Origin of the sequence: Eubacterium sp. MSJ-33 (assembly GCF_022174665.1) — a bacterium.
Classification (GTDB): Bacteria; Bacillota; Clostridia; order Lachnospirales; family Lachnospiraceae; genus Coprococcus_C.
In genome coordinates this window covers 2,358,262-2,370,754 of record NZ_CP076562.1, presented here as the reverse complement: position 1 = coordinate 2,370,754, position 12,493 = coordinate 2,358,262, and the positions used below count along the sequence as shown (strand labels likewise).

The following is a 12,493-nucleotide window of genomic DNA, read 5'->3' as shown; positions in this document are numbered from 1 at the left end:
TCTACCTAAATAACACGCTCTAACTTAATACTTTGACAACTCTCGATCACCTTACTATAATTGATATATCAAATGCAAGGAGAACCTGATATGAATTCATCCCCTGGGAAAAGAGAAAGTACCATCCCTGGTTTTTCAACCAATTTAAAAGCCTGTCTGTGTGGCATCCTGCACAGAGAATCTGACTTGACAACCCCAATGTCTGTGAAAACAATTCAAAATGCGCTGGAGAAAGAAGCAGAATTGTGCACAGGAGTTCACTTCAATGTGTCAAAACCAACTATCCGCAAAGCGCTAGATGACTTATTTGCTTTTTCAACCGCATATCCAGACTTTTTCTGCCTGATATACGGTGGCTATATCAACAAATACTACTTGCATCCTGCTTCCACCAAGAGGCATCCTCGATACATCTCTGCCGAGGAAGTTGACACATCCGGAATAACAGTAGATAAGTCCGCGAACCGTGAATTATTTTATGCCTTTCAATCGCAGTTTGAACCACAGGAACTTTTTTCTCTTTTAAACGGAGCCGAGGTAAATCCCTACTTATCCGTTCGGGAAATTCAGAATTTGCGGAAGCGGTTGGCAAATGCTGCTACCCCTGAACTTGTAAATCAGGCGTGCAACACAGAAAACTTGTCTTTTGATAAAGAGCTTCACATGGATATCGCTTCGGTAAAGCTGTTAAAGAATCTGGCTACTCTCATTCATTTGCTCCATATGGAATGCCAGGTAGAAATAAACTATGGCAAATATCAGTTAAATCCACTTACTTCAAGTTTTGATTTAATTGCGACCAGAACGACTGCATCCGGGCTTCCTAAATGGCAACGTCTGGATCCAATTGCTATTTTCGAGGCAAATGGTTTTTACTATCTTGCAGCCCACACAGATAAATCCAAGGAAATCAGCGATCTTGCAATCTATCGTATTGATCGTATGATTGAGATTCGCCCATATAAGGATATCAGCTCGAAACCACTTTTGATTTCAGAAGATATTTTACAATATAGAAAATCGTTTTCCGCCCTGGAATACAAGAAAAGTCATCCTGTTATGTACGGCGGTTCCAAAGTTGATATCCGTATGTTAGTCTGTGAAGATGCCACATTCTCATCCGGAAATGCATTGCTTGATACATTTGGTTCCAACATACATATCCGTCCAATATCAGAACAGGAAGCAAATCAAGTTCTTTCAAGTTCCCGTTCCGAACTGGAATTAACCGGTGAACATTGGTACATGGTAAGCCTGCATCACTCTATTTCAGGTACTGTTCTTTGGGCAAAACAGCACATCGACCATGTACGCCTTCTTTCACCACCGGAAGCTGTTGACACCCTGATTTCCTCTGTATCCAAAGGGTTGTCCCGCTATTGATCAGGCACTTTCGCCAAGCAATGCAGTCATAGCCTTTATATATGGCTTATTTTCGCCTTTTGCAAGTATATAAAGCAGACTGCTTTGCTGGTTCAGATTGCGTACGAAATTCTCCCGAATAATTGGATCCCCAATATAGTCCAAAAATTCAAATGTGTTTTTTATCTGATTATTCTTCTGTTTTATTTTCTCCATGTTATCTGCAGTATGCCTTGTATGCCAGTTTTGCATCTGTGTCAAAATTTCCGGATTGATGTTATTCCCAACAATACTATGCTCCCTGCTGACCTTTTCCATGACAGTTTCCGCCATCTGTGTCTCTAATTTCTGCCACTCCGGATTTGCCGCCTTTTCCATCAGGCAATCCGGCAGAACTCTCATGGAATTTCTCCCGGTCAGATAATTAAGCGCAAAATAATAATCATCTCCTCGAATGGCCTGCGTTTCTACTGACGCACCAGATTGCTCCTTTGTATCTTTTTGTGTCCACATCCACGCTGTCCAGTTATCAATCATATCCGCCAGATAGTCCAGATATCGTCCCCGGACTTCAATTGTCTCACTTCCTGTTAGAAGCTCATCCTGTAAAAGCTTGATCACCCTCCACTTCTTCTCATAATCCAAAGCGCGTATTTTCGCAAAATATGTCTTTATATTTCCATTTAAAATATTGGAAATATCCTCTGCGCAAAATGCCGTGTTGCTTAACACATAATATTGACAAAATCCATATGCCGTTCTCTCCGATTTAATAAACTGATACACCAGGCGCTCTGTCACCTGCTCACCAATTGCTTCGTATCCGTAGATACAATTTGAAAGATTTTCCCAACTTCTGGCTGTTACAATTTCTTTCTTTCCATTATTATTTACACAAACATATGCCTGATCCGGGTTTTTACGAAGATACTCGATAATCAGTGGATGCATATTTATCTGTTCTGCATACCGTAAAAAATCTTTTCCCGCATATGTTACCCGCATATAACGCACACGATCCATCACCGCCGCATCAAACTCTCTGGCTGTCTCGTTATACTCTGGCGGATTGCTGCATAACATCAAAGTCCATCCTTCCGGAAGATAATGATTGCCAATACATTTGCTCTGCAAAAAAGCAAGCATCGGTGCCACCAGCGCCTCACTCATCGATGCGAACTCATCAATCAACAAAATCCCTTCCGTCTCTCCTTTTGCGCAAAGTTTTTCGATCTGCGCCAGCATATCCGGCATGGTATATTCTGTCATTTTCTCCTCGTTAAATTCTACAATCGTGGGCAGTCCTAATACTGAATTTCTCGTATGATGCGTGAGAGACGTTGCAAAAAATCCTATTTCAAGCTCATCTGCAATCTGCTTTGCCATCTCTGTCTTTCCAATACCCGGTTCTCCTACAATATAAAATGGATTCTTTTTACTTCCCTGAAGCAGATAGTTTCCTGCTGCATCTTTTTGTAAATAGATTCGAATACTGTCCTTTATTTCCTTTTTTGCTTCCTGAATACTATACTCGTACATACTGAATACAACTCCTTTCATTCTAAATACAAGGTGGTTATCCAATCAGGAATTGAGAGTTTATTTCCAAATACATCTGCCTCCTCATCATCCTGCTGTAATACAAAAAATGTCTGATATTTTTTCGGTTCCTGCTTCGGATAATCCCCATATCCATCGGTCAGATAAATTAAGCAATCTACTTTCTCCCCAGCTTGCACCCTGCGATCTGTGTACTCAAACACAGGAATAAAGCTAGTTCCTCCAAATCCATATATTTCCTGTTCAAAATCACAATCTATCGGCAGTTCCGATACTTTTGTGTAAATCGTTTCATGTGTGATCTCTGCATCACATTGCAATATGATCAATTTTTCAAAAGAGATATTTTTTAAACTTTTTAATATCTGCCTTGTTTCCGCCAGAAACTGTGACATCACACTCCCTTCACAGCTTCCACTCGTATCAATTGCCAGAATGACTGTATGCATCTGATATACGTTTTTATCCGTTTCTGGCTCAATAAACACAATATCCTCATAAACTGAGCTTCCCCACGCATACAGTGCTTTATCTATACTGTCTACATCTTCCTGTTCTCTTACTCCCGCACGGAAAAAGTGCTTTAGATACTGGCTGTAATTAATCTTTGAAGCTATTGCAGCACGATATATTTCGGCTTGTCCGCCCGCAAATGATCCGTGCTGTTTTTCTTGTTTCCCTCCCGTTCTTATACTATCTGACAATATTTGTTGATTGATATTCTGATCCTGCATGCCACAGGACAGTTCCCGCAGACCTTTCCAAAATTGTTGTATATCCTGCTGATTTGGTTTTGATGCATCGAAAGCCATGTGATAACGTTTTTCCCTTGACCAGATATGATGATCATCCCTTTTTAGCATTTTTCGTTTTCTGAAAAGAGACTGTTTGGCTACATAAGATTTTTTAGTACATTTCCATCTACCAAACAAAGTCTGCCACCCCTGCTGATAAAATGACTCAAAAAATTCAAATTTCGGTTTTTCTTCTTGTGCGTCTATTGGCACAGACAGCTGTTCTAACAGATAGTGCACTTCCTGATCCATAAGCGTGTGCATAATTATGTCATTTCGATACTTCTCTGCAATCTCAAAATGCCGCAACAGCCCATGTGCTACAATATGCATAATCCGATATGCCATATCACGCAGTTTTCTTTGCCTGAAAAGCATCAACACAACCTTGGCTGAATAAAAAATATGTACGCCATCCGTCTCAAATTGTATTTCCTCTTTGACCGGCACAAACTCCATACAATGCAGAACATGCCCGATTCCTGGATACCGGTCTTTCAGACTTCTTTTCAATACCATCAAGATCTTCTCTGCATTCTGTATCTCCGACGACTTCTTTTTCTCTTCGGTAATTCCCTTTTTATCCTGAAGTATCAAATCAACTTTCATCCAATCCCCCTCCTGCAATCCAAATTATTACCGGATATATCGATTGATAAATCTCTTTGCGAATTACATAATCAAGCAAACGCGCATGCATCTCTTTCGGAAAAATCCCACATTTCGCTGCCCTGACAAGGTTTTCTGTATTGCAATAGCCAACAAGCTTCTTCTGATACACATACAGTTTCTCCGGTTTCTCAATCTGCACCTTACTGTTTTTCCATATCTGTACAACCTGATCCTGTGGTTTGTTCTCATAAGGTTCCAAAGACGCTATATAGTCATTCTCCTCCAATGGCATTCCCAAGTTACTTAATTCCCTGATTCCCAATATCATTTCACCATTCTTACTAAAATTCTTTTTATAGAAAAGAAATTCCTGCAACAGATCTTCATGCAGCTTCATGTCATTTTTCAGATAATATCCACATACATCCTCCCCTTCTACATATAACTGCCGGATTCTATCCTGGATGATCTTGATATACTGTCCGCGTAATTTTATATTCCTGTCCGTATTTTTCTGTACCGAATGTTTATCTTTATTCAAATACCGCCACAACCGATTTAATAACGACAGATAATGGTCTGGTTTTGCAACCGATTTAACCTGATCCAGACATTCTAAAAATCGCATTATTCCTGCTTGTTCCGTCTGCTCTTTCTCCGAAATATAAGCCTTTCGTCGCGCAAATTGTTCTGCCAGTTCCACATCGCAGTTTCTATCCCATACTTGTTCCAGATACGCTTCCTGTTCCCGATCGACGACCCGTTTATTCCGACTCCAATCATATGTAAAATACATAATACTTTTTATGTTATCTGCAGAGATAAATATATTTTTCTTTTTTTGTATATACCAGGCTGTCATCCATTCCATAACCGGCATAATTAACTGAGACTCTGCACGTTTTCCCCCCTTAGATGCATCCGCATAAAATGCATAAATAGCTGGAAAATCCTGTTTCATCCGTTCCACTGCTTCCAACATATGCTCAACTGCAACCATATCCCCCATTCCCCTTATAACCTGTTCCTCTAAAAACTCGCAATCCGCATCCGGATTCTGTGAAAAATATGTATTGAAAAGCTTCACGAATTTCTGATGCCCCGGATTTTTTAAGTTCCCCCACAGCACCCAGTTATATAGACAATAACCGTTCCATTCCTGACATGCGTTCTTCTTTTTTATGTTAATCTTATTAATCAATACATTATCCACATCAAACATCTCCGGATGTTCTGTGTAATAATTCTGTACAAATGCGGCGTCCCCTGCCATCGCCGCAGCAAGTCCCATCTCAAAGCAATACTGTACTTCCGCTCCGTTTTTTGTCTGAAACTGCCCAGAAACACAATTCTTATCCAACGTAAAGGACTGCTTCTTCAGATCCTCTACTACACACTTCATCACACAATACTGCTGGATATAGCGCGTCGTCCACTCAATTGCTTCCGTAGTTTCCTTCGTCTTTACTCTTCGTAATTCATCACTGATTGCCATATTCACCAATCCTTTCTTAAATACAATTCTTCACTTTCGGCATCGTAAAACCAAATACCTGTGATTTCTTATTTATCTTTTCTACGCTCAGTCTTTTTACTGCCGCCTGTATATCCGCACATCGGACTGTCATATCTTCCAACTCTTCTGCCCGTTTTGCACGTAGATGCCGAAGTCCCACCATACGCACACATGCTTCCATCAGTTTTCTCACCTCCCGTGCATTTCCAAAATCCGTAGACTTTTTTCGTTCTTCTATATAATCCTGGAAATATTTCTGACAGGTTTTCGCTATCTGATAGCCTTGTACAGCTAACATCTGTTGTGCAATCTTCCACAACTCATCCGTTGTGTAATCAGCAAAATGTACCACTTGCGCAATCCGGGATGAAAGGCCCGCATCCAACTCCAAAAATTCCGCCATTTCGTTTTCATACATTGCAAAAATTACAATTACATCCGGAAAAAGTTCCATAAATCGTACAAATTCTTTGATGGCTTCATCAATAAATCCGCCAGATTCCCGATTCAGGAAAAAGCCAGCTTCATCTACAAATAGGACTCCTCCACGTGCTTCCTCAAATTTTTTTGCAACTCTCGGTGCAGTATGTCCAACATATTTCCCAATCAGATCCTCTCTCGTACACACTACGCATGTTGCATTCCCAATTCCACTTTCCGCAAGAATTTCAGCAAATAACTGCGCTATTGTTGTCTTTCCGGTTCCTGCCCTTCCACTAAAAATCAAATTCAGATGCATGTCTTTCAGATTCTTATTACGCACAAGTTCCCCAGCAAGTGCACGATATTCCTCCGCCACCTGTTTCACCTCCAACAAGCCCGTCATCTTCTGCAATCTTGCAAATGCATCTTCGCCCCACGGTCCAAGCTCTGTAAAATGTTCTTTTCCAAGTTGTAGTTCTCCTCCCAATGCATTTACACTTGTATATATTATTTTTTTTGCTCTCTCTGCTGCCTGATGAAGTATCCACCCCAAAGTTTCTTCATCCAGAACCGTCCGTTGTTTTACACGCTTCACTATTTTTTCCGGTGAGAGATCATTTGCTAACTTGCATCCCGATACTTGAAGCATCTCTGTTACAAGCTCGCTGTAATATTCCTCCGACACTTCCGGAATCACGATAACCTTTGGCTGAAACCGCTGTTGTAATTTCAAAAACCACGCTTCCGTACACTGCTCCTTCCGTATATGAATAAACTTTCGTTCACACGTGCAAGCCGTAATGACATCCAATGAGCTTTCGAATCTATCGCACTCCGTAATTCCCGTAAACAAAATTGCCGAAGACGTCATGGTCTGCAAGCGCCCCAGAAGATTGATATTTCGTTCGTCGTCCTGCTCTTTCAAAAAATTCACATAAGTACACGCATACGACAAATTCTTTGTGCCACCATCCATCCCATCAAGCGCAGAGTTCCCAACATCCTCCATTCCAAAATCATCGTAATCCAATCCAAACTCCTGCATTTCTTCCTGTTCTGCTTGGATTCCACACATATATGTCATAAGAGCTGCCACTTTCTCTGCCATTCTTGCATTGTCCGACACCAGAACCATCATGCGCGAAAATGGTTCCGCTGTACACTGCAAACCTGATGTTACCTCCTGCAGATACGGAAGCTTTCTCCATCCATTCTTCATCCCCTTTACAATAAACTGCCTGGAATTTGCCATATATAACATATGCATCGCATATACGCTACCCATTGCAGAAGGGATTGCCATACTTCCCTTTTTCACAACCGGATAATTCTCATAGATTCTATCTTTCCACTCCATACGCAACCTCTTTTCCGACTTGTATGCAATCGTTTATGTTTGTTTAATGAAATTATATAATTCAAAGCAGAATAAAATCTTTCCAAAATCTGTTTATTTGCAAAAAAATAGAGCTTTCGCTCTATTTTTCATTTATACTATTGCTTTGTGCTTACGCCATACCATTTGCAGTTTTGTATTTGTAGATCATTTCTGCATGGTTCTGCTCCTCAATCTGTATATCAGCCAGCAGCTTTCGAAGTGCTGTATTCGCAAATGCAAACACATCGGTATTGTACTCGCCGGACACCAGTTTCTCTGTTCCGATACAATCCGTCGCAAGAAAAGCATCATGCTTCTTATCCTCAGAATTATCCAATGTTCCATACGTCACCTTCGGCTCATAATCTTTGCCCTGCGTGTCGTTGCAATCGCATGCCGGCACCGTACCATCTAACACCTGCTGCAGCGTATCGTAATGCTTCTGCTCTTCCTTCTGAATCGTCTCAAACAGGCTTTTTAACTCTGGGTCTTTCGCCTGCACTGCGTATTTTGCATACTTTTCCACACAGCTTTGCTCCTGCGTCTGCAGATCCTGAATCAGGGTACGTTCTTTCTCTTTTAATTCCATTGCTTTAACTCCTTTGATTTCATCATATTTTTATCGCAATGGTATTATTGACCGATACTTCCATGATTATACTTTATCTTTACAAAAGCAGTTCAAATCCATAACAGCTTTTTTCAAATCCGTAATGCTCATAAAAGCCATGCGCCTGTGCACGCGGCAGTCCGGAATCTAAGATTATCGCTTTGCAGTCCTGCTCCTTCGACTGTTCCTTCACATAGTCTAACAGAAAGGTTCCATACCCTTTTCCATGATCGTTTTCATTGGTAATCAGACTTGATACATAACAGGTACTCCCCTCCATCCAGAATGTCTCGAAATACTTTCCATGACACAACCCATGATAATTACCCGCTTCATCCAGTGCAAAATACACAAAGCTGTCCTTGTCTGCAAGCACGGCTCGATATACCTCTTTCATCGTATCATAATCATAGGTATTCGCAGTCCAAAGCTTCTCAAAATAAGAAAATGCAATATCATAATCTTCAATTGTTGCAGTTTTTATCTGCATAAGCAGTCACACTCCTCTTTTACTGATATTTTCCCTAACTTATATCATCTTCCAAGGATATGCAACAGACATTATACAGAATCTTCCAAATAAAAATATAAGGACGTTTTCGTTTCTATATTTAACAAAAAGCGTCCTTATTCGTTCTTTTATAATTAGAAATTGCCACCGTTCCAGCCCCAGTTTGCAACTGCCTGATACTTCACATATACATGATCCGGTGCAATTCCAAGCACATCCTCAAATATCTTGCAGATTTCGCCCGTCAACTTGGAAAACGCAGACGGATTCTCGCTTCCGTACACACTTACCTCCACCATCGCCATCGGCTGATCCTTTGATCCCCGGAAGTAAAGCTTATACTCCGGCTCAAAACCAACCATAAGCCAGCTTTCCGACTTTCCCGGGATGGCTGTAATCGCCTGTCCCAATCTTGACTTGATTTCCTGCTCCTGCGTCTCACTTAACGCTACACTGATTTTTGAATTGATAAATGGCATATGTTTGTCCTCCTCTTATTCGTCCTCATCCGGTATTCCCGTATGAAGAAATTCATTCCACTTCTTATTGATTTCTTCCAGTTCTTTCTTCTCCATGATTCGGTTCCGGTCATCCAGAATTGCCAGCATCTCATCTGCAACATCTTCCAGCCTTGGATTTGAATACCGATACAGATATCCCATCATCCGTGTAGCCGTAAAATCCGTATTCAGATTCTTCGTCACAATATCCGCAAATTCCTCCGGATATCCAAGGCGAAGCATAATGTTATATAATTGTATGCTCTGCGGAGATTTTGGTTTCATTGTACAACGCCTCCTTTTCTGCTTATGTATCTGTATTTTTCACTATGTAATATCGCGTCTCATTCCAATACTCTTAATATTATCTCACAAATCGTAATTTTCCCTTACTTTCCCAGATAATCTCACTTACCTGATATGGAGTTTCGCCATCCATATGTATCCACTGTGGTGTCTCCGTCACCAGCCGCATCCTCTTGCATCTGTGATTCGTAATATCTTTAAAGAGCAAATGCTTCTTAAAATAAACAAGTACGACTGCCAGAAGAAGTTTTATTTTAGACATACCTTTGACCAAACAGACGTCCAACATGCCATCTGTCGGATCAGCTTTAGGGCAAAAAGGAATTCCGCCACCTTCATACATATGATTCATTCCCACGACAAAAAACAGATCCGGAAGCTTAATCATCGGGGCATCATCCAGATACAATTTTGCACGTACTGTTTTCTTCGCAAATATCTGTTTTACACCAATCATAACATACACTAATTTCCCCAGATGTATCTTATTTAACACCTGCTTCAAATGGCTCCGGCTGACCTCTTCACAGATATTCGCATCATATCCGACACCTGAGCTGATCAAAAATCGAGTTGTCTGACTCTCGCTGTTATCACCCCGATTCGTTGTCACTTCCCCATAATCCAGGTCAAGTTCCTCTGGATTTGTAAGCAAATACATAATTGCCCGTTCCACATCTTTTTCAAGATGCATATTTCGGGCAAAATCATTTCCCGAACCTGCCTGAATACAAGATAACGTCGTGCGTTCAAAATCCTAAATACCGTTTAAAACTTCATTTAACGTGCCATCCCCCCCGATTACGAGTAATTTCACGGTATCGGTATCCCGCTGCGCATCCCCACAATATGCCGTAAGTTTCCGGGCAATATCCGTTGCTTCACCCGGTTCCCGCAACACATGCACTTCATATGTCACATGTCTCCGGTCTAATATCTCTTTTATCCTATTCCACGCTTCCATTCCCTTACCAGAAGAGGAAGTTGGATTTACTATTACCTGATACATCCTTCCATCCCTTTTATCCTTATGTCACCCGCTATCTTTCGATAGCGGGCACATACTCCTCTACCTTGTACGAAAGCTTCGTACGTCCACCGCGGTAGTTATTTTCTACCACCAGTGTGTAGCGTGCTCCCTGAAAGACCACATAGTTCTTGTCGCCCTTCACAAAGAAAGAAACCGTTACCCGCTCCTGCCAGATCTCTGCCGGGAGTTCCGCCCGAAGCACCCGCTCCGCGAAATCGATTGCAAGATCTTCGAAGTCATACTGACGGTCCTTCTTGTTCTCCACATAGTAGAGATACAGCTTCTGAATGTAGCACTCCGAGATTGCTTCCATCTCCCGGAAGTAGCTGCCAATCATCATGTAAACTGCGTAGTTAAACGCGTTCTGATTTCCTGTGAACTTGTTATAAATTGTAGTTGTATTCATCATACATACCTCCTTGAATAAAAACAATATTTTTTTGATAAAAATAGGCAGACTTGTAGTGCTGTCTAATTCATCTACAAATCTGCCATCTTTTATCATTCTTTTATATATTCAAGAGAGTGCTCCGTTTTTTCGAAGCTGTTGTCAGTATAACGCATACTTGACAAATACACAAGTTTTTTTCTCTCATTTTCATTGAACTCATAGTTCAATTTATTTCTGTTCTGATTTCTTACAGAACATCACCATTGCTTTCAATCACCTTTTTGTACCAGTAGAACGAATCTTTTCTACGTCTGCCCAGATCTCCGGTACCATCATCATATTTATTCACATAGACAAAACCATATCGCTTCGCCATCTCTCCCGTCGAAGCGGATACCACATCAATCCAGCCCCACGGAGTATATCCCATCAGATCTACGCCATCCTTGACCGCTTCTTCCATCTGCTTGATATGTTCACGCAGATAGTCAATTCGATAGCTGTCGTGGATACTTCCATCTTCCTCCAGATTATCATAAGCGCCAAGTCCATTCTCTACGACCATCAATGGAATCTGGTATCTTCCATACAGCTCATTTAAACAGTAACGAAGTCCCTGTGGATCAATCTGCCATCCCCAGTCGCTTGCCTTCAGATATGGATTTTTCACTCCGCCAAGCAGGTTTCCGTTTGCACCAACCGCATCCTTATCTGTTGTTACACAATTAGACATATAGTAACTGAACGTGTAAAAATCAACCGTTCCTTCTGCAAGAATTGCATCATCCCCCGCTTCCTTTTTGATTTCGATTCCGTTTTCTTCAAAGAAGCGTTTTGCATAATATGGATATGCTCCTCTGACCTGAATATCCGATGCAAACCAATTCATATACTGCATTTCTTTCTGGCATTCAATCACATCATCCGGATTACAGGTAAGTGGATACATCGTTGCAAAAATACACATATTTCCCATCTTAAACTGCGGATAATGCTCATGTGCATACTTAACAGCAAGTGCGCTTGCAACAAACTGATGATGCATAGCTTGATACCGTGTCTGCTTATCATCCGGCACCTGCAGGACAGATCCTTCATATCCCCGGATTGTTCCAAGTGACAGAACGGCACCCATCGTGCCGGTTCCAGCATTGATTTCATTAAAAGTCAGCCAGTATTTCACTTTGTTCTGATACCGTTCAAAAATCGCCTTACAGTAATTCATAAAATACTGGATACACGCTCTGGATACCCAGCCGTTGAAATTTTCCACAAGCGCATATGGCATCTCATAATGCGAGATTGTCACAAGTGGCTCAATGCCATATTTATTTAATTCATCAAATACCTTGTCATAAAATGCAAGACCCGCTTCATTTGGTGTATCTTCCATTCCTGTAGGAAAAATTCTTGTCCAGTTAATAGACATACGGAACACTTTGAATCCCATCTCTGCTGCCAAAGCAATATCTTCCTTTTTAAACTAGTTATGCACTTTCA

The 12,493-nt window shown here is 41.1% G+C and carries 12 protein-coding genes and 1 pseudogene; 1 reads left to right on the top strand and 12 read right to left on the bottom strand.

From position 1 onward, the window contains the following. Positions 1 to 60 precede the first annotated feature (60 nt). On the top strand, positions 61 to 1,383 hold the full coding sequence (locus KP625_RS11145; protein WP_238297891.1) for a WYL domain-containing protein: 1,323 nt from the start codon (positions 61 to 63) through the stop codon (positions 1,381 to 1,383). Here the strand turns inward: KP625_RS11145 and KP625_RS11140 are convergent, their stop codons facing one another. The 12 genes and pseudogenes from KP625_RS11140 to KP625_RS11085 all read right to left on the bottom strand — a co-directional run. Then, positions 1,384 to 2,901 (bottom strand): ATP-binding protein, encoded by a 1,518-nt coding sequence (locus tag KP625_RS11140; RefSeq protein ID WP_238297890.1) that lies wholly within the window; start codon positions 2,899 to 2,901, stop codon positions 1,384 to 1,386. 17 nt (positions 2,902 to 2,918) lie between these two features. Next, positions 2,919 to 4,325 (bottom strand): VWA-like domain-containing protein, encoded by a 1,407-nt coding sequence (locus KP625_RS11135; protein ID WP_238297888.1) that lies wholly within the window; start codon positions 4,323 to 4,325, stop codon positions 2,919 to 2,921. Beyond that, positions 4,315 to 5,823 (bottom strand): hypothetical protein, encoded by a 1,509-nt coding sequence (locus KP625_RS11130; RefSeq protein ID WP_238297887.1) that lies wholly within the window; start codon positions 5,821 to 5,823, stop codon positions 4,315 to 4,317. The genes KP625_RS11135 and KP625_RS11130 overlap by 11 nt, the downstream gene beginning before the upstream one ends. Before the next feature lie 16 nt (positions 5,824 to 5,839). Then, positions 5,840 to 7,624, bottom strand: coding sequence for an AAA family ATPase (locus tag KP625_RS11125; protein WP_238297885.1), 1,785 nt, complete (start codon positions 7,622 to 7,624; stop codon positions 5,840 to 5,842). Between the two features lie 151 nt (positions 7,625 to 7,775). After that, a complete protein-coding gene (locus tag KP625_RS11120; protein WP_238297882.1) occupies positions 7,776 to 8,234 on the bottom strand; it encodes a ferritin-like domain-containing protein in 459 nt (152 codons plus the stop codon). A gap of 79 nt (positions 8,235 to 8,313) precedes the next feature. Then, a complete protein-coding gene (locus tag KP625_RS11115; RefSeq protein ID WP_238297880.1) occupies positions 8,314 to 8,745 on the bottom strand; it encodes a GNAT family N-acetyltransferase in 432 nt (143 codons plus the stop codon). Between the two features lie 155 nt (positions 8,746 to 8,900). After that, the gene (locus KP625_RS11110) at positions 8,901 to 9,245 is read right to left on the bottom strand and encodes a phenylpyruvate tautomerase MIF-related protein (RefSeq protein ID WP_177969779.1); all 345 of its coding nucleotides are present in this window, start codon (positions 9,243 to 9,245) and stop codon (positions 8,901 to 8,903) included. A gap of 15 nt (positions 9,246 to 9,260) precedes the next feature. Next, positions 9,261 to 9,551 carry a hypothetical protein gene (locus KP625_RS11105; protein ID WP_021985982.1) on the bottom strand — a complete coding sequence of 97 codons (291 nt, stop codon included), beginning with the start codon at positions 9,549 to 9,551 and terminating at the stop codon, positions 9,261 to 9,263. A 79-nt stretch (positions 9,552 to 9,630) separates the two neighbouring features. After that, on the bottom strand, positions 9,631 to 10,266 hold the full coding sequence (locus tag KP625_RS11100; RefSeq protein ID WP_238297879.1) for a diacylglycerol/lipid kinase family protein: 636 nt from the start codon (positions 10,264 to 10,266) through the stop codon (positions 9,631 to 9,633). Between the two features lie 63 nt (positions 10,267 to 10,329). After that, positions 10,330 to 10,581, bottom strand: a complete 252-nt coding sequence (locus tag KP625_RS11095; protein ID WP_238297877.1) for an acylglycerol kinase family protein — start codon at positions 10,579 to 10,581, stop codon at positions 10,330 to 10,332. 31 nt (positions 10,582 to 10,612) lie between these two features. Further along, on the bottom strand, positions 10,613 to 11,011 hold the full coding sequence (locus KP625_RS11090; protein ID WP_238297876.1) for a hypothetical protein: 399 nt from the start codon (positions 11,009 to 11,011) through the stop codon (positions 10,613 to 10,615). A gap of 229 nt (positions 11,012 to 11,240) precedes the next feature. Further along, positions 11,241 to 12,470, bottom strand: a pseudogene (locus KP625_RS11085) (glycoside hydrolase family 1 protein); the annotation flags it as partial. Between the last annotated feature and the right edge of the window lie 23 nt (positions 12,471 to 12,493).